The following is a 23136-nucleotide window of genomic DNA, read 5'->3' as shown; positions in this document are numbered from 1 at the left end:
GTCGCCCGGCCGGCCGCCGCGCCGCGGGTGCCGCGGGTGCCGCGGTTCCACAAGGCCGGGCCGGGTCACCGCGCCCGCCGGGAGCGGGCCGTGGTGTTGTGGCGGGCGAGGGCGCCGGCGAGGTCGCCGAGGTGCCGGGAGACCGGCCCCAGGGTGAGCAGGCCGCTGCCCGCCCCGGCCAGCTCCGCCGCGGCAGGGGTGAGCTCCTCGCGCGCGCGTTCCATCGTCTCCCGGTCGCCGACGGCGATCGCGGCCCGCGCGACGAGGCACCACAGGGCCTCGGACATCAGGTCGCGGGGCGGGTCGGGGACATCGCGCAGCGCCTCGGCGGCCTCGGCGGGACGGCCCCTGGACAGCAGCACCAGGGGACGGGCCCATGGCTCGTAGGGGCCCCAGTCGGTGATCTCGTCGGTGTGCTCGCCGGTGTTATCGTCGGTGGGGGCGGGCGACGCGTGCCGCAGGCGCAGGCACAGCAGCGCGAGCGGCAGCAGGCCGCCCTCCAGGCCGGGCATGCCGGCGCCGTCCAGTCGCGCGGCGGCGTCCCGGTAGGCCGCCTCGATCTCGGCCTCGGGTGCCCGCTCGGCTGCGGCGAGCCGCAGTGCCCGATACCACTGGGTGAACACGCCCACCAGCGGCCGCTCGTGGCGCTCGGCCAGCCGGTCCGCGGCGGCCGCGTGCCGGTCGGCCTCGGTGAAGTCGGCGAGCGCGCCACGGGCCTGGACGCGGATGAGATGCCCGAGGATCCGGAAGGCCACCAGGTCGTGCCGGGTGGACAGGGCGATCAGCTCGGCGCCGATCTCGTCCCTGCGCGGAGCCAGGCCCGCGCGGTGGAAGGTCTGCATGAACACGCCGTTGAGGGCGAACGCCAGCAGCGCGGGATCGTCCAGGCGGCGGGCGATCTCCTCGGCCTCGCGGGCGGCCTGGGGCCCGCGCGCCGAGCGGGTGCCGCGCGACTCCACGGCGATCGTGGCCAGCAGGCCGGCCCGCGCCGCCTCGTGCGCGCCGGGCGGGATGCCGGCCAGGGCGCGTTCGGCCGCCGCCACGACACGCGCCGCCTGTTCGGGGTCGTCAGAACGGGTCCAGATCGCCGGGACGTCGTAGGCGCCGATCACCCGGGCGGTCAGTTCCACGTCGTCCAGTTCCTCGGCGGCGGCGATGGCCGCCAGGCGGTGCCGGCGAGCCGCCTCCAGCCCGGCGCCTCCGGTCACCGCGAGGCTGCGCAGCAGGCCCACCGCCGACTCCAGCCGGGCCCGGGGACCGGAGGTCACGGTGCGGTCGTAGACGGCGGCGGTCTGCGCCCACACCCGGGCCGCCGCCCCGCCAGGGCCGGACGCGAGATCGAGGTGGCCGGCGTGGTGGAGAATGTCGGTCTCCAGGCGGCGCAGGGGCGGGCCCGGATCCACCCCCAGCTGCTGGACCAGCGTCGTTCGTGCCCGGCGCAGCACGGCGAGCGCGTCGCCCTGGCGGCCGGCGCGGTACAGCGCGAGCGCCAGCAGCCGCCAGGCGTCCTCGCGCCAGGGGTGCTCGGTCACGTGCGCGTCAAGGTCCGGCACCGCCTCGGCGGCCAGGCCGAGGGCCAGCCGGATCTCGGCCTGGCGCTCGACGGCCTGCAGCCGCACCTCGACCAGGCGGGCGCGTTCCGTGCGGGCCCAGGTCCGGTCGGCGAACTCGGCGTAGGCGGGCCCGCGCCACCACCCCAGCGCCTCGGCCAGCCGGGCGAGCCCGTCCTGGGGCGGCAGCGTCGCGGCGGCCGACACCGCGCGTTCGAAGCGCCAGGCGTCCACCGCGCCCGGCTCGGCGCGCAGCGCGTACCCCGGCCCCTCGGTGACCAGCAGCCGGGCCGGGGTCCGGGGCGGGCGCCCGGGTTCCAGCGCGCGGCGCAGTGCGGCCACGAAGGTGCGCACCGCGCCCACCGCGCCGGGCGGCGGATCGTCCCACAGGTCCTCGACCAGGCCGGTGATCGGGACGACGCGACGGCGGGCGATGATCAGCCGGGCCAGCACCTCGCGGTGCCGGGGCCCCTTGAGGGCGATCACGCCTGCGGTACCGTCCCAGGCCGTCACCGGCCCCAGCACCCCGAACGTGACCCGCACCCCTTGACCCGTCCCTTCCCGGGGCATCCCCCCTGGCCACGGTAGCGCGCTGACCGGATGCTCATTCACGCCCGGCAGGCTGAAGGCGTCCAACCACCTATGGAAAAGAGCGCGACCATGGCGCCTGTCATCACCGGATTCGACTACCGGCGCGTCCCCGTCGCCGACGGCGTGTCCCTGAACGCGGCCGTCGGGGGGACGGGCACTCCGATCGTGCTGCTGCACGGTTTCCCCCAGACCCACCTGATGTGGCGGCACGTCGCCGCCGACCTGGCGGCCGACCACACCGTGATCTGCCCCGACCTGCGCGGCTACGGAGCCAGCGACAAACCGGCCGAGACCGACGGCACCGCCTACGCCAAGCGGACCATGGCCGCCGACATCGTCGCCCTGGCCCGCGCGCTGGGGCATGAGCGCTTCGCGCTGGCCGGGCACGACCGGGGCGCCCTGGTCGCCATCCGCGCCGGTCTCGACCATCCCGGGACGATCACCCACCTGGCCGGCCTCGACGTGCTGCCCACGCTGGACATGTGGGAGGTGATGCACGGCACCACCGCCGCCGTCGGCTTCCACCTGTACCTGATGGCCCAGCCTCCGGGCCTGCCCGAACAGATGATCGCCGCCAGTTCCGACGCCTTCTTCGGGTATTTCCTGGACATCTGGGCCAAGGACCCGCGGGCGATCCCCGCCGACGTCCGCGCCGCCTACCTGGAGGCCTGCCGCGCGGCGGTGCCCTCGATCGTGGCCGACTACCGCGCCTCCGCCGGTGTCGACGTCGACCACGACCGGGCCGACCGGGACGCGGGCAACCGGCTGCGGATGCCGGTCACCGTGCTCCAGCAGGACTGGGGGGCTGCCCTCGGCTTCGACGCGGCGGCGCTGTGGAGCGCCTGGGCCTCCGACCTGCGGCACATCCCCGTCACCTTCGGCCACTTCATGGCGGAAGAGGCCCCCGCCGAGGTCGCCCAGGCCCTTCGGGACCTGCTCTCGCGCCGGACGACCGGCCCGCGCTGACCCCGCCGCCCGGCGTGACCCGCGCCCGGCGTGGCAGGGGCCGCCGGGATCGGCGTGGGCGGGGGCGCGAGGCGACCCGCGCCGGTCGCCTCACGCCGCCCGCCCCGCGAAGGCGGGTGTCCCTCAGGAGATCGGCACGCGGCCCTCCCGTCGCCTCCGCCGCGCCCGCGGCTTGACTCTCAGGTGACTTGAGGGTGCAGATTCGTCTCGTGAGTGACAGCGCGGAGTTCTACACGATCGGCCGGCTCGCTCGTCGTACCGGCCTGCCGGTGCACACGATCCGCTTCTGGTCCGACAGCGGCGTGGTGCCGCCCACCGGCCGTTCCGACGGCGGGTACCGCCTGTACGACGCGGCGGCCGTCGCCCGGTTCGACCTGGTCCGGACACTGCGCGAGCTCGGCATCGGCCTGGAGGACATCCGGGAGATCCTGGCTCGCCAGGTCACGGTGGCCGAGGTGGCACGAACACACGCCCGGGCGCTGGACGCGGAGATCCGGACCCTGAGACTTCGCCGCGCCGTGCTCCGCACGATCGCCAGGCGCGGCAGTACAACGGAGGAGACACTGATGACGCACAAACTCGCCCGGCTGTCCGCCACGGAGCGGCAGCGGGTCGTCGACGACTTCGTCGGCGACGTCTTCGCGGGAGTCGATCTCGGCAGGGACGACGAAACCGCGATCGTCGCCGGGTGGATGCGGGAGCTGCCCAAGGACCTGCCCGACGATCCGACGCCGGGTCAGGTCGACGCCTGGGTGGAGCTGGCCGAGCTCGTCGCCGATCAGGACTTCCGGCGGCGGCTGCGGCGGATCGTGCTCAGCGGCTCCTCGGACCCGCGGATCGACGCCGGGCTCGACCTGCGACGGCTGGTGCTGGAGAGGGCGGGCCGGGCGCTGTCCGACGGTGTCACGCCGGAGTCGGCCGAGGGCGGGCGCGTCCTGGGCCGCATCATCGGGCCCCGGCTGTCGCCCGCCGAGCGCGCCGAGCTGCGCGATCGGCTCAGGATGCTCGCCGACGCCCAGGTGGAGCGCTACTGGGAGCTGCTGGGCGTCCTCAACGGCCGAGAGCCGTCCCCCTCGGTCATCCCCGCCTTCGACTGGGTGATCACCGCCCTGGGCGCCCACCGCTGAACCCGCCACCGTCGATCCCGAAGGGGTGACCGGGGCGGGACGTCACAGCAGCAGGCGTACCGCGGCGAGCAGCGTGAGGCCCAGCGTGATCCGTTCGAAGAGCGTGCGGTCGATGCGGCCGATGACGGCGCGCCCGGTCGCGGCTCCGGCGAGGACCGCAGGGGCGCCCAGCGCGGCGAAGACGAGGGAGGTGGGGGTGATGAGGCCCAGCGCGACGCTGAACGGCACCTTGAAGGCGTTGATCGTCAGGAAGAACCAGGCGCTGGTGCCCAGGAAGCCCAGCATCGGCAGGCCCGCCGCCAGGAGGTAGACGGCCATGATGGGGCCGGCCGCGTTCGCCGTCATGGTGGCGAAGCCGGCGAAGACGCCCGCGAGGGCGGCCACCGGGCGGCGGTGGGCGAGCGAGTCCTCCGGCGCCCGGCGCCGGTTCCACAGGTGAACGGCGATGATCACCAGAAGGATCGCCCCGATGAGCCGTCTCATCTGCGCGTCGTCGACCCAGCGCACCACCACGGCCCCGGCGACCACGCCCAGGGCGACCCACGGGAACAGCCTGATCAGCCTCGGCCAGTCGGCGTGGCGCCGGTAGGAGGCCACGGCGACCAGGTCGCCGACGAGCAGGAGCGGCAGCAGCGTGCCGGTGGACTCCTTCGTCGGCAGCACGAGCGCGAACAGGGCGATCGCCACCGTTCCGGTACCGGAGACGCCGGTCTTGGAGAAGCCCACCAGGAACAGGGCGGCCAGCAGGATGACCCACTGGACGACGTCGAGGGAGGGCATCAGCCTCCCCGGAGGGAGGAAGCGGGAGAAAAGGTCACAGATGACCGTACATGATGCGTCAGCCAGCGAATCCCCTGGCCGGGGGCCCGAAGATTCCCGGCGGGCGCGCCGGCGGCTTCAGCGCGCCGGGGCAGGCGGTCTCATCGTCCCGGGGCCGGTGCCGAGGACCGCGCGGATCGCCCGCCGTCGCCCGCCACGGCCTCGCCCGGCGTCGAGGCGGCCGTGTGGCACGCGCCGCGGCCGTCGGCGCGCACGACGATCCGGCCCGCCTCGACGCGGACGGCGGCCTCGGTCGCGTCGCTGACGGCCAGGACACCGGCCGCCGCGGCCAGGGCGCCCGAGTCGTCGAACACCACCTGCAGGCGCGGCCACGCCGAGGGCGGGAACGCCTGGCGCAGGCAGCCGCAGAATTCGGTGACGGCCAGCCGTGCCAGCGGTGCCAGCTCGCCGGGGTCGCCGGTGACCAGGACGGCGGTGACCTCGGCACCCGCCGGTGCGGCCCGCACCGCCTCCTCGGCGGCCTCGAGCCGGTGCAGCCCGAGGATCGCCACCACGCCGTCGCCGTCGCCGCCGGTGAGCCGCGCGGGCTCGCCGCGTACCGCGTCCACCGCCGGTGGCGGGGACCACGCCTCGTCGGCGGGACGGGCCCGCGGGATCCACGGGGTGGACGGCCACCTGTCGTCGAGGTCGAGGCCGGCGAGCCGCTCGCAGGCGCCGACGATGGTGAAGGGATCGGTGAAGCCGGGGGCGGCGGCGGCCAGTTGGCTCGCGCCGTGCAGGGTCGTGAGCGTGGCCTCGGCCACGCGCATCAGGCGGCCGTCGGGGGTGGCGGGCGGGCGCAGGCGCTCCAGGGCGAGCCCGAGCAGGATCGCGTTCAGCTTCGTCAGCTGCGCGAACGGCCGCCGGGTCCGCTCGTCGGCGAGGATCTCGGGCATCAGGTCCACGCCGATCCTGGCCAGGCCGTGCCGCTCGTCGGTGGTCAGGGGGAGCCGGGCCAGCCAGGCGCGGGCGAGCGCGCCGAGCGCCTCGTGGGGGGTGAGGCTCGGCTCCGGGTTCGGCGGCTCGGGGGCACGCTCGGCGAGGTCGGCCAGGACCGTGAAGTACAGGGCCCGCTTGCCGGGGAAGTTGGAGTAGACCGCGCCGCGGGTGAGCTCGGCGCGCTCGGCGATGGCGTCGATCTTCGCGTCGCGGAAGCCGCGCTCGGCGAACTCCTCCGAGGCCGCGGCCAGCACCCTGGCGCGGTTGCGCTCCTGCAACTGCGTCCTGCTGAGCCGGCTCATCGTCCTCCTCGTCACCGCGTTGCCGTCGATTCCGATCCAAGATACCGTGACCACTCAGATGACAGGATCATCTGTTTACATCATCTGAAATTCGGGAGGACCCATGACCACTGCCGGCCAGGACGTGAGCGACATCCCCGAGGTTCCGGAGGTTCCCGAGATCCACCTCACCGACGCCGAGGTGCTGCGCGACCCCTTCGCCGCGTACGGGCGCGCCAGGGAGATCTCGCCGCTGGCGCGGCTGGTGGCCCCGGGCTTCGGCCCGATGCTGGCCCTCACCCGGCACGAGGACGTCAGGACGATGCTGAGCGATCCGCGCTTCGAGATCAACGCCGCCAGCTTCATGCGGCCCGACGTGCCCGAGGACTGCCTGCCCTACATGCGGACCATGAGCGAGATGGACGGGCCCGAGCACCTGCGGCTGCGCCGGCTGGTGTCGCCGGCGTTCAGCGCGCGCCGCGCCGCCGAGTTCCGGCCGCGGATCGAGCCCATCGTCGACGCCCTGCTCGACACCCTGCCCGGGCACGCCGAGCACGGCGTGGTGGACCTGCTCGGGCACTTCGCCCGGCCGCTGCCGATGGACGTCATCTGCGAGCTGGTCGGCATCCCCGGCGCCGACCGCCCGCGCTGGCGCGAGTACGGCGCCACCGTCGTGGGAGGTGGCGGCCAGAGGTTCGCCGAGGCCATCCCGGGCATCATGGAGGGCGCCAAGGCGGCGGTCGCGCGCCGGCGCGCCGAACCCGGCGACGACCTGCTGTCGGACCTCATCCGCGCCCAGGCCGACGACGGCGACCGGCTCAGCGACACCGAGCTGGTCACCATGGTCTGGCACCTGGTCATGGCGGGGCAGACGCCCACGAACCTCATCGCCAACGCCGTGGAGGTCCTGCTCACCCACCCCGGCCACCTCGCCGCGCTGCGCCAGGACGCCGGGCTCATGCCGCGCGCCGTCGAGGAGCTGACGCGCTGGTGCGGCCCGACGCTGCTGTCGATCCCCCGCTACGCGCGCGAGGACGTCGAGCTCCACGGCACGCTGGTGCGCAAGGGCGAGCCCGTCACCGCCGCGATCGCCGCCGCCAACCGCGACCCGCGCGCGTTCACCGACCCCGACCTGCTCGACCTGGGCCGGGCCACCGGCACGGCGGGACACCTCGGATTCGCCCACGGGCCGCATTTCTGCCTCGGGGCCTCGCTGGCCCGCGTGCAGACCGAGGTCGCGCTCACGGCGCTGCTGCGCCGTTTTCCCGGCCTGGCCCTCGCCCCGGAGAACGCGGGACGCGCGCCCGACCCGGGCACCTGGCGCCTGGCGTCGCTGCTGGTGACCCTCTGAACGCCCCGGCCCCACCCGCCCGCACGACCGTCGAGGAGACGTTTTCCCATGGCACGCACCGGTGAACGCGGCGACCTGCTGAGATGCACGTTCTGCGGGAAGAGCCAGAAGCAGGTCATACGGCTCATCGCGGGCCCCGGCGGCGTCTACATCTGTGACGAGTGCGTCGAGCTGTGCAACGAGCTCATCGAGGAGGAGTTCGGGGAAGCCCCCGGCTCTCCGGGAAGCGGGCTCGGGAAGCCGCCGAAGCCGCGGGAGATCCACGACTTCCTCGGGCAGTACGTCGTCGGGCAGGAGAGCGCCAAGAGATCCCTCGCGGTGGCGGTCTACAACCACTACAAGCGCGTGCGCGCGCAGGCGCGGCAGGCCGCGGGCGGGGAGCCGGTCGAGCTGGGCAAGTCCAACATCCTGCTGGTCGGCCCGACCGGATGCGGCAAGACCCACCTCGTCCAGACGCTCGCCCGGATGCTCGACGTCCCGTTCGCCATCGCCGACGCCACCGCCCTGACGGAGGCGGGCTACGTGGGCGAGGACGTCGAGAACATCCTGCTCAGGCTGATCCAGGCCGCCGACCACGACGTCAGGAGGGCCGAGACCGGCATCGTCTACATCGACGAGATCGACAAGATCGCCCGTAGGGGCGAGAACCCGTCGATCACCCGCGACGTCTCCGGCGAGGGCGTGCAGCAGGCCCTGCTGAAGATCCTGGAGGGCACGACCGCGAGCGTGCCGCCGCAGGGCGGCCGCAAGCACCCGCAGCAGGAGTTCATCCAGATCGACACCACCGACGTGCTGTTCATCGTCGGCGGCGCGTTCTCCGGCCTGGAGCAGATCATCGAGTCCAGGACCGGCCGCGGTGGCGCCGGATTCGGCGCCCCGATCCGGGCCGGGCGGGAGCGGGACGCCCTCGCCGAGGTCATGCCCGAGGACCTGCTGAGGTTCGGGCTGATCCCCGAGCTGGTCGGCCGGCTTCCGGTGGTGGCGACCTTCCAGCCGCTGGACCGTACGGCGCTGGTGCGGATCCTCACCGAACCGCGCGACGCCCTGATCAAGCAGTACCGCAGGCTGTTCGAGATGGACGGCGTCGAGCTGGAGTTCACCGAGGAGGCCGTCGGCGCGATCGCCGACCAGGCGCTGCTGCGGCGCACCGGCGCCCGCGCGAGCCGCGCGATCCTCGAGGAGATCCTGCTCAACGTGATGTACGAGGTACCGGGCCGCGAGGACGTGGCCCGCGTCGTGATCGACCGCGACACCGTGCTCGGCAACGTCAACCCGACGCTGGTGCCGCGCCGCCACCCCGATCGCGGACCCGAGCGCCGCGACAGGTCCGCCTGAGAGGCTTTCCGGCGGGCGTCTGTGATCACCGGCGGGCGTCCGCCAGGCGTGCCGCCCTGGCGTGCAGGTAGCGCTGCTGCGGGAGGCTGGTCGCGCGCCGGGCCGCCTCCCGGTAGCGGTCACGGGCCGCCACGTGATCACCCGCCATCTCCAGCAGGTGCGCGCGGACCGCGTGCAGCCGGTGGTCCTCGGCGATCCGCCCGTCGGCCGCGAGCGGATCGAGCAGGCCGAGCCCGGCGTGCGGGCCGCGGGCCATGGCCACCGCCACCGCGTGGTTCAGCGCCACCATCGGGTTGTCGGAGATGCGCATCAGCAGCTCGTACAACGCGGTGATCTGCGGCCAGTCGGTCGCCTCGGCGCTCGGCGCCTCGTCGTGGATCGCGGCGATCGCCGCCTGGAGCCGGTACGGGCCGGCCGTCCCCCGGGGGAGCACGCCGGTGATGAGCGCCACGCCCTCGGCGATGGCCTCCGCGTCCCACAGGCTCCGGTCCTGCTCGGCCATCGGGACCAGCGAGCCGTCCGGCCCGGTACGCGCCGGCCGGCGCGCGTCGGTGAGCACCATGAGCGCGAGCAGCCCCGTCACCTCGCCGTCGTCGGGCAGCAGCCGGTGGACCATCCGGGTCAGCCGGATCGCCTCCGCCGACAGCTCGACGCGCTGCAGGTTCGGCCCCGAGGTGCTGGCGTAGCCCTCGTTGAAGATCAGGTAGAGCACGTGCAGGACCACGCGGAGCCGTTCGGCGCGCTCCGGGCCCGAGGGGATGCCGAACGGGACGCCGCTGTCCTTGACGCTGCGCTTGGCCCGGGTGATGCGCCGGGTCATGGTCGCCTCCGGTACGAGGAACGCCCGGGCGATCTCCGCGGTGGTCAGGCCGCCGACCGCCCGCAGGGTGAGGGCGATCTGAGAGGCCGCCGACAGCGAGGGATGACAGCACATGAACAGCAGGATGAGCGTGTCGTCGGACTCCGAGGCGGGCCGGTCGGCGGCGGGCGCGAGCCACTGGCCGGGCAACGTCCACCGGGCGACGGTGTCCTCACGGCGCCGGCGCGCCTGCTCGGCGCGCAGCAGGTCGGTCAGCCTGCGCGAGGCGACCGTGATCAGCCAGCCCAGCGGGCTGTCGGGGACGCCGTCCTTCGGCCACTGCGTGGCGGCGGCGAGGAGCGCCTCCTGCGTCGCGTCGTCGGCGGCGTCGAAATGCCCGTAGCGCCGTACCACCGCGCCGAGGACCTGCGGCGCCAGGCGGCGCAGCAGGTCCTCGAACTCGGTGCCGGGCACGGAGACGATCAGATCGCCGGCTCGCCCTGGAACTCCTCGACCGGCCGTACGTCGGCGTAGGAGTTCGCGGCGATGTCCCCGGGGGCGGGGCACTCCCCGAGGCGGGCGGCGATCTCGGTCGCCCGGTCGAAGCTCTCGCACTCCACGATCCAGTAGCCGGCCAGGACCTCCTGGGTCTCGGCGTAGGGGCCGTCCGTCACGACCGGGACACCGTCCTTCGACCCCACCCTGCGGGTGTGGACCGGGGCGGCCAGCCCCCGCGTCTCGACGAACTCACCGGACTCCTCCAGATCCCTGGAGAACGCCTGCATGAACGCGTGCATCGGCGCGAAGTCCTCCGGGGACAGGGCCGGCCGGTCGCCGTCCTTGCCCGCCATGGCGTCGTAGTCCCGCTGCGAGCCGTACATCAAGATCATGTACTTCATGGTCTCTTCCTCTCCGCCGGCGCCGCCGTGGCGCCCGGCACCGGAGACGTCGGAGCCGCGGGCCCCCACCGGACATCCGCCCGCGACCGGATCGCGAAATCGACCGGATCGCCGCCGCCCGCTCGCGCCGGCTCCCCAGGCTATTCGACGCCTCCGCCGGCCGGCGGTCAGGTGACGGGAATCAGGTCCGGGCCCACGACGTGCCCCTGGTGAGGCTCGGGGTCGTTCTGGTCGTGCCGGAAATGCCCGGCGTACCAGACGACGACGTTGGTGGCGCTGACGCTCTCGCCGTTGACGAAGCGGTTCAGCATCGCCCGGTTGTCGGGGCCGGTGTTGCCGTCGTACAGCTCGGCCGGGTGGTGGCGCAGGAACCACAGGTCGGCGACGCCGTAGGGGTCGGTGGTGTTGTCGTGCTCGCCGGGGTGTATCCGCCACCCCCGGCCGCTGGTCTTGTCGGTGACCTGCCAGTACAGGGCGGGGTGGCGCCGCCTGCGGGCGACCTCCCGCACGATCGGCACCGCCTGGGGAACGGTCGAGCCGGTGTCGTCGAACTGCTCGATCACGTCGTTGGCCGACCCCTCCACGTCGAAGTCGAAGCGCCAGTAGACGTGGTGGCGGTGGCGCATGCAGGTGCGCGGGTTGCGCACCCCGGCGAACCCGAAGCGCGGCCTGATCGTGCCGTCGTCGGCCAGGCGCCACTCCGAGGCGTAGCGGTACCAGCCGGCCGCCAGCTCGCTGACGATCCGCAGCTCGCCGCCGTCGTGGTGGAAGGCCACGCCCTGGAAGTTGCCGGCGTCGTTGTCGGGCCGCTCCAGGATGGTCCGGGGCGGCTCGGCGCAGATCCGCCATCCCCAGCCCACCGGCTCGGTGCCGGTCGCCGAGAAACGGGTCTCCTCGTACTGCCAGTCGCGGTAGGTGACGCCGTCCTCCTCGTACTGGACGTTGAGGATCGGCACGTGCGCCTGGCGCAGCACGAGCCTGCCCCGGTGACGCACGTCCCGCAGCTCGACCCCCGAACCGTCGCCGGGGTTGATGGGCGTCGAGGCGCGCGGCCGCACCACGATCATGTTCCACAGCTCGGTGGTGCTGTCGACCACGCGCAGCCGCACCTGGTCGGGGCCGCCCCGGTCGCGCAGGCTCTCCACGGGGACGGGCAGGTGCGACTCGCAGTCGCCCGGGTGGTGCGTCGCGACGCCGACACCGGCGGGAGACCAGTCGACGACGCCGGCGGCGACGTCCACCGCGACGACGCGGTGCCGGGTGGCGCCCGAGGGGTCGTAGACGCCCAGGGTGGGGCGGCGGGTGGTGGTGCCGTCTGGGTTGTCCAGGTCGGCCAGCGGCGGCATCGGCTGGTAGACCAGCACGTCGTCCCCGGCGGGGAAGCGCGCGTCGGCGCGCAGGACCAACGCGGCGGCCCTCAGCTCCTCGTGGCGCGGGTTGGGCCGGTGGGCGCTGGGCAGCACCTGCGCCTCCTCGGGCCGGTCCAGGGTCCCGCGCAGCTCGACCCCCCGGTTGGAGACCGGGTCAAACACCCCCGCCCGGAACGGGGCGCCCGCGTCCGGTTCGTGGCCGAGCGCCACCGCGGGACCCACGATCAGCCGCCCGGCGTCGGCGCCTTCCAGGTGGGCGAGCACCTCGGGGTGGGCCGCGGCCACCTCCCGTACCCGCTCGGCCGCCAGCTCCGTCCGGCCGACTGCCTCGATGATCACTTGTACGGTCATGCCGGTCTCCCCGTCGCGACGTCCGATGGCCGTGCCGCCCCCGACATACGGCGCCTCCCTGTCATATCGCCCCGCTCCGGCGCTGGGAAGACCTTGGATCTTCGCGTACGGCTCCGGGGCTCATCATCTTCCAGCGCGTCCTGAGCCGCACCGGTCAGTAAGGCCGGGGTTGTCCGTAGGCCGCGTCCGACTCGGCGGCCTGCGGGGCGGCTCGCCTCGACTGAAGGGGTCCGGGGCCGGAACGGTGGATGGCGGCGCCGCCCGCCTCAGCCACGGTCGAGCCGGATGGCGATGTCGAGCACCTGCCGGTTGGCGGGGAAGAGGCCGTAGCTGTAGTTGACGGCACCTGTGAGCAGGTTGATGCCGTAGAACCCGTAGCGCCCGCCGACCTTCAGCGCGGCGAAGGCGCTGTTGGAGACGGTGACGCCGTTGCGCAGCGAGCTATGGACGTCGAAGCCCGCCGCGCCGGTCGCGGCCACGCGCAGGTTGCCGGTCGCCACCAGCGTGCCCGCGTTGGCGGGGGACTGCAGGCTCATCCGGTCGGACGTGGTGTCCACGTCGAAGAGCGTGGTGGCGGTGGCCGGGCTGAGGTCGTTGTTGGTGTATCCGGCGCCCGAGACGCCGGTCGCGACCGCTTCCGCGACGACCGGCGTGAAGGACGGGTCGCTCGGCGGACCGGCCGGCGGGTCGCTCGGCGGGCGGGTCTGCGCGCCGGTCAGCGGCCCGTCGGCCACGGTCTGCCCCGCGGCCGGCGCGCCCGCCGGGTCGTCGAGGTTGTGGCGCAGGTTCTGCCCGGTGTCGCTGATCACGCGCAGCCGGTCGGTGGCGGGGTTGAAGTCGACGCCGAAGTCGACGCCGCTCAGCGGCACGGTCAGCTGCGAGACCTTGACCGCCCTGGCCGGCCCGCTGAGCGTGTAGACGCCGCCCTGGTTCCCGACGCCGTACAGCTTGCCGTTGCGCACGCGGTGGTCGATGCCCACGAGCGCGGTGTCGCCGGCGAGCCCGCGGACCCTGCCGAGGTCGCGGGTGCGGCCGGGGGAGCGGATCTCGAAACCCACCAGGCGCTGGTCGCCGGTGAGCCCGATGACGTCGATGCCGGGCCTGCGCCCGGCCATCGCCGGCGCGCTGCCCGTCACGCCGCCCGCCACCGTGCCCAGCGCCACCACGGCGGCGATGAGTGTCCTTCGCATGTGCCTCTCCTTCTGCGGTCGGGTGCCACGGCACCCGCGTCTTCGGCGACAAGGCCGTTACGGATCGCAGAGACTTCATCACACCCGGCGACGGTGTGGCCTGCGAAAGGGCCGCGGGTCACCGGCGTGTCCGGGATCGGCGGGGGATCCGCCCCGCCCGCACCCGGACGGAGCCTGGCGAAACCAGCGAAACTTCGCTCCCGCGCTCCACCGGGTTCACCCGCGGCCCCGGCACGACGGGAACCGCGTCCCGCCGCGCTCGCCCGGGTCGGGCGGGGGATCCGGAGGCGGGGAAACACGCGCCTGGGGTTTCCGCGGCTGTCCTACACTTGCGCGAGCGGGTTCAGCGCGATGGAGGTGGCGTGCAGCCGGAGCAACGCGGGGTCACGGGCGTCTCCATTTCGGCCGTCCTCGAACGCATCACCTACGCCAACGAGGAGACCGGCTACACCATCGCCCGGGTGGCCACCGACCGCTCGGGCGCCGACCTGCTGACCGTGGTCGGGCCGCTGCTGGGCGCCCAGCCGGGTGAGTCGCTGCGGCTGACCGGGCGCTGGGCCTCCCACCCCAAGTACGGCAAGCAGTTCGAGGTGTGGTCCTACGCCACCGTGCTGCCCGCCACCATCCAGGGCATCCGGCGCTACCTGGGCTCCGGGCTGATCAAGGGCATCGGGCCGAAGATGGCCGAGCGGATCGTCGACCACTTCGGCGTCGACACCCTGGAGGTCATCGAGACCACCCCCGAGCGGCTGGTCGAGGTTCCCGGGCTCGGCCCCAAGCGGACCAAGATGATCGGCGTCGCCTGGGAGGAACAGAAGATCATCAAAGAGGTGATGATCTTCCTGCAGGGGGTCGGCGTGTCCACCTCGATCGCGGTCCGCATCTTCAAGCAGTACGGCGACAAGTCCATCACGGTCGTCAGGAGCGAGCCGTACCGGCTGGCCGACGACGTGTGGGGCATCGGTTTCAAGACCGCCGACACCATCGCCCAGGCCGTGGGCATCCCGCACGACAGCCCCGAGCGCGTCAAGGCGGGCCTGCGCTACACCCTGTCCCAGGCCGCCGACGACGGCCACTGCTACCTTCCGGCGCCCAACCTCATCGGCGACGCGGTGAAGATCCTGGAGGTTCCCGCCGAGCTGACCGCGCGGTGCCTGGAGGAGCTGGTCGCCGAGGAGGGCGTGGTCCGCGAGGACGTCCCGGTCGGCGACGGCAGCGTCCCGGCGGTCTACCTGGTGCCCTTCCACCGCGCCGAGCTGTCCCTGGCCGGCGCGCTGCGCTCCTTGCTGGCCTGCGAGCACGACCGGCTGGGCGCCTTCGCCTCCGTCGACTGGGACGCGGCGCTGAAATGGCTGCGCACCCGGACCGGCGCCGAGCTCGCCGAGGAGCAGGCCCACTCGGTACGGCTGGCGCTGACGGAGAAGGTCGCCGTGCTGACCGGCGGCCCCGGCTGCGGCAAGAGCTTCACCGTACGCTCCATCGTCACCCTGGCCCGCGCCAAGAAGGCCAAGGTGATCCTGGCCGCGCCCACCGGCAGGGCGGCCAAGCGCCTGGCGGAGCTGACCGGCCACGAGGCCACCACCGTGCACCGGCTGCTGCAGCTGCGTCCCGGCGGGGACGCCACCTTCGACCGCGACAACCCGCTGGACGCCGACCTGGTCGTGGTCGACGAGGCCTCGATGCTGGACCTGCTGCTGGCCAACAAGCTGGTCAAGGCCGTCGCCCCGGGCACGCACCTGCTCTTCGTGGGAGACGTCGACCAGCTGCCCTCGGTCGGCGCGGGCGAGGTGCTGCGCGACCTGCTGGCCGCCGAGGAGGAGATCCCCCGGGTGCGGCTGACCCATATCTTCCGCCAGGCCCAGGAGTCGGGGGTGGTCGTCAACGCCCACCGGGTCAACACCGGCCTGCCCCCGGCGCTGGAGGGCATGACCGACTTCTTCCTGTTCCCCTGCGAGGAGCCCGAGGAGATCGCGGCGCTGACCGTGGACGTGGTCGCCAACCGCATCCCGCGCAAGTTCGGCCTCAACCCGCGCCGCGACGTGCAGGTCCTGTCGCCGATGCACCGGGGCCCGGCCGGGGCCGGCAACCTCAACAACGCGCTGCAGGAGGCGCTGACCCCCTCCAGGGAGGGCATGCCCGAGCGCCGCTACGGCGGGCGGGTCTTCCGGGTCGGCGACAAGGTCACCCAGCTGCGCAACAACTACGAGAAGGGCGCGGCGGGGGTGTTCAACGGCACCGTGGGCATGGTGGTCGACATCAGGCCCGACGACCACAAGCTGACCGTGCTGACCGACGAGGACGAGAACGTCGAGTACGCCTTCGACGAGCTGGACGAGCTGGCTCACGCCTACGCGGTGTCGATCCACCGCTCCCAGGGCAGCGAGTACCCGGCGGTGGTCATCCCGCTGTCCACCAGCGCGTGGATGATGCTGCAGCGCAACCTGCTCTACACCGCGATCACCCGGGCCAAGAAGCTCGTCGTCATCGTCGGCTCGCGCCGCGCGCTGGCCCAGGCGGTGCGCACCCGGGGAGCCGGGCGCCGCCACACCAGCCTCACCCACCGCCTGCGCGGCCACTGAGGGCCCGTACGGACCGTGGTGCCGGGTCGGCCGGGCCGGCGTCCAGGCCGGTGAGGCCCAGCAGGCCGGCCAGGGCCTCGTGTCCGGCGCGGGTGACGTTCAGGGCACGCCCTGAGCCGATCCGGCCGACCCAGCCGCGCTCCAGCGCGGTTGCGCACAGTACGGCCCCGGCGGTGCCGGCCAGGTGGTGACGGCGTTCGGTCCAGTCCAGGCAGGGCCGGGCCAGCGGGCGCCGCCCGCCGCCGGGCAGCGGTGCCCCCAGCTCGACGGCGAACCACGACAGTCCCTCGTCGCTGAGCGCGAACCCTGCGTCCTGGCGCAGCAGGCCGCGGGTGGTGAGCGCGTCGGTGATCGCCACGCCGAGCCGCCCGGCCAGGTGGTCGTAGCAGGTCCTGGCCCCGGCCAGCGCGCGGGCCGCGCTCGCGGCCCGCAGCGTCGCGGGCCGGGCGGCGGCATCGAGGCCGGCGTGGGCGGCCAGGTCCTCGATGAGCTGGGCCACCCCCGGCCCGGCCAGGCGCACGTACCGGTGGCGTCCCTGGCGCTCCTCGGCCAGCAGGCCGCCGCCGACGAGCTGGGACAGGTGCTCGCTGGCGGTCGAGGCCGCGACCCCCGCGTGCCGGGCCAGCTCCCCGGCGCTCCAGGCCCGCCCGTCCAGCAGGGCCAGGCAGAACGTGGCGCGGGTGCCGTCGGCGAGCAGGGCGGCCAATGCCGCCAGCGGGATCGGAGCGGTCGACGTCATGGTCTCCATCCTCGGCCGGGGACGCTTCGGCGCCGGCCGAAGTGTTTCCCGCTACCGCCGGCCGTCGGCGCTCACTCCTGCTCCTGGGGGAGCTTGAAGAGCCGGTCGAGGGCGGTCACCCGCAGCAGGTGGCGCAGGTAGGGGGTGAGGGCGACGATCCGCATGGTGATGCCGTGCTCGCCGGCGGAGTTGTAGACGTTGATCAGGGCCGCCACCCCCGAGGAGTCGATGAACTCCAGGCCCGACAGGTCCAGGTCGAGGTTGCGCATCTCCCCGGGCAACAGCTCCTGTGCGAAGCCGAAGAGCTCGGGGGCCGTGTCGTAGTCGAGGTCACCGCTGAGGACGAGCAGGGTGGTGTCCGGAGCGGTGACGCGCACCTCGGTACGGAACGGGGTCTTGTCGAACATCAATCGTCAGATCTCCTGATCGGTGCCGGGGAGGGGTGCCGCCTCGATTCCCTGGACCAGCATGTGGCGGGCACGGGGGAAGTCTCGCAGCTCGTCGTGGAAAACGCGCAATCCCACCGTCAGGGCCTCGGCGGGGACGCCGCGTGCCGCGAGCACGGCGCCGGTCCAGCCGATGAAGCCGGTGAACAGCGGCGCGTCGTCGACGTACAGGGCCGCGGACAGGAAGTCGAGCAGGTGGCCCAGGTCGGCGGCGGTGGCGTCGAGCTGGTGGAGGTCGTAGGCCTCCATCGGCGGGTAGGCGCGGGCCAGGGTCTCCATCGCCCGGGTGAGCAGCTCGGCGCGCCGGCGCGTCAGGTGGGTGTACTCCTCGTCGGCGAGGTGGGCCGGCGCATCGGCCGGGCGGGGCGGGCCGGTCAGGTCGCCGCGCTCCAGCCGGTCGGCCGCGACGTCGGCGGTGGGCGCCCAGGCGTCGGCGCCCAGCAGGCGGGCGTAGCGGCCGTCGGCGCCGAAGCCGGCCCCACCGGCCATGACCGGCACGCCGACGGCCTGGCAGGCGGTGAGGGTGGCGTGCGCCCGGGGCAGGCGGGTGGCCAGCGCGCAGCCCAGCGCGACCGCGTCGGGCCCGGTCTGGTGCAGGTGGGTGATCAGGCGCGGGCCGGGCACGCTGGCGCCCAGGAAGTCGACCCGCCAGCCGCGCAGGCGCAGGACCTCGGCCAGCAGGCGGGTGGGCAGCGCGTGGTACTCGCCGTCGGCGCAGGCGACGGTGAGGCGCCCGCGGGTGGGCTCGGGCCGGACGCGGGCGGCGATCGCGGCGACGGCGCGCTCGCTGACGGCGGTGGCGCCGTGCTCGCGGGCGATGGACCACTCGTTGGCCGCCCACAGCTCGCCGACGCGCCGCTGGGAGGGGGCGATGAGCTCCAGCAGCAGCCGCTCGGCGTCCACGCCCTCCTCCAGCAGGCCGAGCACCAGGTCGATGGCGGCGAACTCGTCGGCCCGCCCGGTGTGCTCCAGGTATCGCTCGACGGCCTCGCGCAGGTCCGCGGCCGTGTCTCCAGCGCCTCCCGCGCCCGCCGTGCTCCCGGCGCTCCCGGCGCTCCCGGTACTCCCGGTGCTCCCGGCGCTCCCGGTGCTCAGCGAGGTGCTCAGCGTGCTCATCGGGCCGGCCTCGCCTGCACCGCCAGCAGTGCCCGGTCGTCCTGGACGTCGCCGCCCAGCCAGTCGGTGCTGAGCTGCTCCAGCCGCTCGACCAGGGCCGCGACCGGCATGCCCGCGCAGCCGGCCAGGGCGGCCTTCAGCCGCTGGGCGCCGTACATCTCCCTGCCGGTGGGGCCGCCGAAGGCCTCGGTGATGCCGTCGCTGTAGAGCAGGCACACCTCGCCGGGGGCCAGGTCGACGCCGACGGGGGCCAGGACGGTGTCGGCGAACGCGCCGAGCATGGAGCCGTGGGCCGTGCTCTCCTGCACGGTGCCGTCGAGGCGCAGGATCAGCGGCGCCGGGTGCCCGGCGACCGCCAGGTCCACGCGTACGTGCCCGTCCGGGGCGGCGCTGAGCGTGCCGAGCACCAGGGTGGCGTAGGAGTTGGGCGTGGGCGAGCCTCGCAGGGAGCGGTTGAGCAGGGCCACCAGCTGCTCGGGGCGCTCTTCCAGCAGCAGCAGCGTGCGCAGGCAGTGGCGGATGTGCCCGGTCAGTACGGCGGCGCGGGCGCCCTTGCCGCAGACGTCGCCCAGCACCACCAGCGGCTCGCCTGGCCTGCCGGTCTCGGGCAGGTAGACGTCGTAGAAGTCGCCGCCGATGAGCCCGGCCTGGCGGGCGGCGCGCAGCGATCCGGCCAGCTCCAGGCCGGCCAGGGCGGGCAGCGGCGGGGGCAGCAGGTCGTTGCTGAGGATCGCGTTGGTGGCGCTCTGCTCCTGGTAGAGGGCGGCGGCGGAGATCGCCGCCCCGGCCCGGGCGGCGAAGATCCGCACCAGGGTCTCGGCGTCCTCGTCGAAAGGCGGGCCGTCCTCGTGGCGGGCGAGCACGAGCGCCCCGGCGGGCACCCCGTTGCCGGGCAGCGGGGTGACGAGGAGGTGCCCGGCCGCCCCGAACCTGTCGGGCAGCAGCCAGCCGGGCACCTGGCCCGGATCCAGCCAGCGGCTGGGCACGGGCGGGAAACCCGCCAGCGCCTCGGCCAGGCCGGGCACCTGCGCGGTGTCGGCGACGGCGACGTTGCCCTCCTGCAGGGCGCGGTCGGTGCTGGTCAGGCGCAGCCAGCCGGCGTGGCGGCGCCCCGAGGGCGGCAGCACGACCATGGCGGCGTCGGCCAGGAAGGGAGTGGCCAGCTCGATCGCGGTACGGGCGCAGCGGCGCATGTTGAGCGAGGCCGACAGCCTGCGGCCCGCCTCGATGAGGAAGTCGGTGCGCCGGCGCTCGGCCAGCAGCGCGTCGGTCCTGGCGGACTCGGCGGTGACGTCACGCAGGTACCAGGCCCGGTGGGTGAGGCCGAAGACCTCGCGGCGCACCCGGATCCGGCGCTGCCCGTGATCGCTCTCGCGGCTCTCGCCCTCGGGGTGGTCGCCCTCGAACAGGGGCGCGGCCGGGCCCGAGCACAGGGGGCGGCCGGGGACGATCTCGGGTGCCATCTCGGCCGCGGCGGCGTTCAGCATCACCACGACGCCGTCGGTGCCGCACAGCACGACCCCCTCGCCGCCGGCCTCCACGATGGCGCGCAACAGCTCTTCGCCCGGTGCCCGCGGGACGTCGCGCTCATCACCCGCGTCGCGGTCGGTGTCGCTGTCAAGGCCGGTGTCCAGGCCGGCGGTGAGCGCGTGGCCGGGATCGCGCAGGGGGGGAGGTCTTGTCATCACCCATGACTTCCGTGTGGAGAGGGATCGATCAGATTATCTTCCGTCCGCCGTCAGGGCGGGCCGGGGGGATCCGGTACGCGACGCCAGGGGTCTTCGACTGTCCCATGCCCCTCGGGGGGCCGTTGATGCGGCCGGGGCGCGACGGCTTGCGGCCGGATGTCGCCCGCGCGGGCGCTCACCTCGCCGGGGCGGCCGTTTTACGTCCAGCCCCGTGACGTGGCCACTTTGCCTTTTCCTGACTCTTGGTTGGCATTTTTCTGACTTTACGAAGAGTCCGAAACGTTACCAAATCGGGCGCAACCATGTTCAGTCATCATGCATCTCCTATTAGTGTTTTAAGAGCAGTTTGCTGTAGTTGGGGAGAGAAATTGTGCTGATCGTGGAACGCCGACGCCTCAGGACGCCGCTGGCCGGTCTGGCCTTGGCGACCGCGGCGGTGCTGGTCACCGCCTGCTCCGGAGGGGCGGCCCCGGAGGCCTCCGCCGGTCCCGGCTCCGGATCGGGCGCCGTCGCCGCCACCGCTCCGGCCGCGACGGAGATAAAGATCAGCCCGGCCAAGGGCAGCAAAACCGTACGTCCGAACAAGAAGGTCGTCGTCGCGGCCTCCAACGGCGCGTTGGAGGAGGTCATCGTGGAAAGCGGCGGCCGGAAGCTGGAGGGCGACTTCGACGCCGAGCGCACGAAGTGGGTCTCCTCCACGCCCATGATGCCGGCCAGCGACTACACCGTGTCGGCCCGGGCGGTGGACGGCACGACCGCCGCCAGTTCCTTCAGGACGCTCAAGCCCGAGCACGAACTCGAGGTGGCGGACGTGACCCCGGCGATCAAGGGGGAAAAGGTCGGCGTGGGGGCGCCGATCATCGTCACCTTCAACCAGCAGATCGCCAACAAGGCCGGAGTGGAGAAGGCCCTGGAGGTCAAGGCACAAAAGCCGGTCCAGGGCGCGTGGCGGTGGATCAACGACACAACCGTGATCTACCGGACCGCCAAGTTCTGGCAGCCGCACCAGAAGGTGACTTTCACCGCCCGCCTCAAGGGCGTGCAGGGCGGCAAGGACATGTACGGCGTGAAGGACATGACCAAGGTCATCCAGATCGGCGCGGCCCAGATCTCCACGATCGACACCCGCAAGCACAAGATGATCGTCAAGCGGGACGGCAAGGTCGTGCAGACCATGCTGATCAGCGCGGGCAACGCCACCACCCGCGAGTACACCACCACCAGCGGCGTCCACCTGGCGATGGGCAAGGCCAACCCCGAGCGCATGATCTCCCCGGGCCGCAAGAAGGGCGACCCCGGCTACTACGACCTGATGATCAACCACGCGGTCCGTTTCTCCAACAGCGGCGAGTACGTGCACGCGCTGAACAACGTGTGGGCCCAGGGACGCCGGAACGTCAGCCACGGGTGCATCAACTCCCGCCCCGACCAGGCCCGGTGGTTCTACAACCAGGTCCAGCGCGGCGACGTGATCACCATCACGGGCACCGACCGCGAGATGGAGTGGAACAACGGCTGGGGCTTCTGGCAGATGTCGTTCAAGGAATGGCGCAAGGGCAGCGCCCTGGCCTGACCGCCCCGGCTCAGGAGCCCGCCCGCGGAGACTCGCGGGCGGGCTCCTGGCTTCGGGCCGGGCTCCTGGCTTCGGGCCGGGCTCCTGGCTTCGGGCCGGGTGACCCCGGGGTGTGATCTCGGGGTGGCGGTAAGGGTGGTGAAAAACGGGCCGCGTCCGGCCGGGCGGGCGCGGTAGCGTGTGCGGCGACCACGACGGCGGGCGCGATCGGCGCGGCCGATGAGGACTTTCTCGGGGGAGGACCGTGTGAGGCTCCAGACGCAGGTGCTCATCTTCGACGCCGACGACACGCTGTGGGAGAACAACGTGCTGTTCGAGCGGGTCGTCGAGGACTTTCTCGACTGGCTGGCGCATCCGACCCTGGAGCGGGCCCAGATCCGCGCCGTCCTCGACGACATCCAGGCGGCCAACGCCGTCACCCACGGCTACGGCAGCACGATGTTCCTGCGCAGTCTCGGCGAGTGCTTCGAGCGGCTGAGCGAGCGTCCCGCGACCGAGGCCGAGCGCCGCCGCATCGACGAGCTGGCCCTGGCCCTGGTCGAGCGCCGGGTGGAGCTGGTCGAGGGCGTCGCCGAGACGCTCACGGCCCTGGGCGAGCGCCACGAGCTGCTGCTGCTCACCAAGGGCGACCTGGACGAGCAGCGGCGCAAGCTGGAGGCCTCGCGGCTGGCCCACCACTTCCGTGACGTGCACATCGTGGCGGAGAAGGACGTCGGCACCTACCGGTGGCTGGCCCGCGAGCACGCGCTGGCGCCCGCGACGACCTGGATGATCGGCAACTCCCCGAAGTCGGACATCCTTCCGGCCCGGCAGGCGGGGATGAACGCCGTGTTCATCCCCAACGACCACACCTGGGCGCTGGAGCAGAGCGACCTCGACCCCGGTGACGAGCGGGTGCTGCGGTTGGGCAGGTTCCCCGAACTGCTGGACCACTTCTGAGGGATGACCCCAGGTCCCGTCGGCGGAGTCAGCGGAGTCGGCGGCGGCCACGCCGGGCCGGGTGAGGCGTTCGGGATCGACGACCCTGTCGTAGAGGGTCTCGTCGACGCCCGACCGCAGGGCGGCGTCCTTGAGGGTGAGGTCCTCGCGCAGCGCGCGGTGGGCGATGCGCGCGGCCTCGTCGTAGCCGATGGCCGGGCTGAGCGTGTCGCGCGACTGGTCGGCGATCCCGATGCCCGCCGTACCGGCGCCGAAGACGACGACCCTCTGGTCGCGCATGGGGGTGCCCGAGACGCGGGCGGCGCCCAGCATGGCCGCCAGCACGATCGCGCCGGTGCCCTGCATGTCGTCGTTGAAGGCGGGCAGGCGGCCGGTGGAAGGCATCCTGCCCGTGCCCGCTCGTAAGGTCGGACAGCTGATCCCGGTCGCAGACGTCGATCCTGTCGCCTCGCACGGCGCAACCACCGTGGTGTACGCCCGCGTCTCTT

18 protein-coding genes and 1 pseudogene are annotated in these 23136 nt (G+C 73.5%); 7 read left to right on the top strand and 12 right to left on the bottom strand.

Translation table 11 applies throughout. The features are described 5' to 3' along the window. Window positions 1–65 precede the first annotated feature (65 nt). The gene (locus ACTOQ2_RS25110; protein ID WP_440102676.1) at window positions 66–2093 is read right to left on the bottom strand and encodes an AfsR/SARP family transcriptional regulator; all 2028 of its coding nucleotides are present in this window, start codon (window positions 2091–2093) and stop codon (window positions 66–68) included. 117 nt (window positions 2094–2210) lie between these two features. Between ACTOQ2_RS25110 and ACTOQ2_RS25105 the strand changes: the two genes are divergently transcribed. Next, window positions 2211–3107: an alpha/beta fold hydrolase gene (locus ACTOQ2_RS25105; RefSeq protein ID WP_440102674.1), complete on the top strand. Its 897-nt coding sequence runs from the start codon at window positions 2211–2213 to the stop codon at window positions 3105–3107. 209 nt (window positions 3108–3316) lie between these two features. Continuing rightward, window positions 3317–4234: a helix-turn-helix domain-containing protein gene (locus tag ACTOQ2_RS25100; protein ID WP_440102672.1), complete on the top strand. Its 918-nt coding sequence runs from the start codon at window positions 3317–3319 to the stop codon at window positions 4232–4234. A gap of 42 nt (window positions 4235–4276) precedes the next feature. On the opposite strand, the gene ACTOQ2_RS25095 is transcribed toward ACTOQ2_RS25100, so the two are convergent. Both ACTOQ2_RS25095 and ACTOQ2_RS25090 read right to left on the bottom strand, forming a co-directional pair. Continuing rightward, on the bottom strand, window positions 4277–5014 hold the full coding sequence (locus ACTOQ2_RS25095; protein ID WP_440066792.1) for a sulfite exporter TauE/SafE family protein: 738 nt from the start codon (window positions 5012–5014) through the stop codon (window positions 4277–4279). A 140-nt stretch (window positions 5015–5154) separates the two neighbouring features. Next, window positions 5155–6294, bottom strand: a complete 1140-nt coding sequence (locus ACTOQ2_RS25090; protein WP_440102670.1) for a TetR/AcrR family transcriptional regulator — start codon at window positions 6292–6294, stop codon at window positions 5155–5157. Window positions 6295–6397: 103 nt separating this feature from the next. On the opposite strand from ACTOQ2_RS25090, the gene ACTOQ2_RS25085 reads away from it, so the two are divergent. Both ACTOQ2_RS25085 and clpX read left to right on the top strand, forming a co-directional pair. Next, complete coding sequence (locus ACTOQ2_RS25085; protein WP_440102669.1) at window positions 6398–7624, top strand: cytochrome P450 family protein; 1227 nt, start codon at window positions 6398–6400, stop codon at window positions 7622–7624. Between the two features lie 48 nt (window positions 7625–7672). Further along, a complete protein-coding gene (gene clpX / locus ACTOQ2_RS25080) occupies window positions 7673–8959 on the top strand; it encodes an ATP-dependent Clp protease ATP-binding subunit ClpX (RefSeq protein WP_440102667.1) in 1287 nt (428 codons plus the stop codon). Window positions 8960–8984: 25 nt separating this feature from the next. On the opposite strand, the gene ACTOQ2_RS25075 is transcribed toward clpX, so the two are convergent. The 4 genes from ACTOQ2_RS25075 to ACTOQ2_RS25060 form a co-directional block, all read right to left on the bottom strand. Then, window positions 8985–10232, bottom strand: a complete 1248-nt coding sequence (locus ACTOQ2_RS25075; protein WP_440102665.1) for an RNA polymerase sigma factor — start codon at window positions 10230–10232, stop codon at window positions 8985–8987. Between the two features lie 8 nt (window positions 10233–10240). Then, the gene (locus ACTOQ2_RS25070; RefSeq protein ID WP_440066776.1) at window positions 10241–10657 is read right to left on the bottom strand and encodes a YciI family protein; all 417 of its coding nucleotides are present in this window, start codon (window positions 10655–10657) and stop codon (window positions 10241–10243) included. Window positions 10658–10824: 167 nt separating this feature from the next. Then, on the bottom strand, window positions 10825–12378 hold the full coding sequence (locus ACTOQ2_RS25065; RefSeq protein WP_440102663.1) for a hypothetical protein: 1554 nt from the start codon (window positions 12376–12378) through the stop codon (window positions 10825–10827). A gap of 266 nt (window positions 12379–12644) precedes the next feature. Further along, on the bottom strand, window positions 12645–13568 hold the full coding sequence (locus tag ACTOQ2_RS25060; protein ID WP_440102662.1) for a DUF4394 domain-containing protein: 924 nt from the start codon (window positions 13566–13568) through the stop codon (window positions 12645–12647). A gap of 362 nt (window positions 13569–13930) precedes the next feature. Between ACTOQ2_RS25060 and recD2 the strand changes: the two genes are divergently transcribed. Beyond that, entirely contained in the window at window positions 13931–16147 is a 2217-nt protein-coding gene (gene recD2 / locus ACTOQ2_RS25055; protein ID WP_440102660.1) for an SF1B family DNA helicase RecD2, read from the top strand. Here the strand turns inward: recD2 and ACTOQ2_RS25050 are convergent. From ACTOQ2_RS25050 to ACTOQ2_RS25035, 4 genes are all read right to left on the bottom strand, one after another. Next, entirely contained in the window at window positions 16122–16895 is a 774-nt protein-coding gene (locus ACTOQ2_RS25050) for an ArsR/SmtB family transcription factor (RefSeq protein ID WP_440102659.1), read from the bottom strand. The genes recD2 and ACTOQ2_RS25050 overlap by 26 nt on opposite strands. Before the next feature lie 62 nt (window positions 16896–16957). After that, window positions 16958–17293 (bottom strand): STAS domain-containing protein, encoded by a 336-nt coding sequence (locus ACTOQ2_RS25045; RefSeq protein WP_440102657.1) that lies wholly within the window; start codon window positions 17291–17293, stop codon window positions 16958–16960. Window positions 17294–17299: 6 nt separating this feature from the next. Then, window positions 17300–18448, bottom strand: a complete 1149-nt coding sequence (locus ACTOQ2_RS25040) for a cobalamin B12-binding domain-containing protein (RefSeq protein ID WP_440102655.1) — start codon at window positions 18446–18448, stop codon at window positions 17300–17302. Beyond that, entirely contained in the window at window positions 18445–20133 is a 1689-nt protein-coding gene (locus tag ACTOQ2_RS25035; protein ID WP_440102653.1) for a SpoIIE family protein phosphatase, read from the bottom strand. The genes ACTOQ2_RS25040 and ACTOQ2_RS25035 overlap by 4 nt, the downstream gene beginning before the upstream one ends. 382 nt (window positions 20134–20515) lie before the next feature. Between ACTOQ2_RS25035 and ACTOQ2_RS25030 the strand changes: the two genes are divergently transcribed. Further along, window positions 20516–21709 (top strand): Ig-like domain-containing protein, encoded by a 1194-nt coding sequence (locus tag ACTOQ2_RS25030; RefSeq protein ID WP_440102651.1) that lies wholly within the window; start codon window positions 20516–20518, stop codon window positions 21707–21709. Between the two features lie 246 nt (window positions 21710–21955). Beyond that, a complete protein-coding gene (locus ACTOQ2_RS25025) occupies window positions 21956–22648 on the top strand; it encodes an HAD family hydrolase (protein WP_440102650.1) in 693 nt (230 codons plus the stop codon). Window positions 22649–22717: 69 nt separating this feature from the next. Here the strand turns inward: ACTOQ2_RS25025 and ACTOQ2_RS25020 are convergent. Beyond that, window positions 22718–22993: pseudogene (locus tag ACTOQ2_RS25020) on the bottom strand (malic enzyme-like NAD(P)-binding protein); the annotation flags it as partial. Between the last annotated feature and the right edge of the window lie 143 nt (window positions 22994–23136).

It is taken from the genome of Streptosporangium sp. H16, from assembly GCF_051918855.1.
GTDB lineage: Bacteria > Actinomycetota > Actinomycetes > Streptosporangiales > Streptosporangiaceae > Streptosporangium.
The sequence above is the reverse complement of the archived record's forward strand: the minus strand, read 5'-3'. Positions and strand labels throughout refer to the sequence as shown.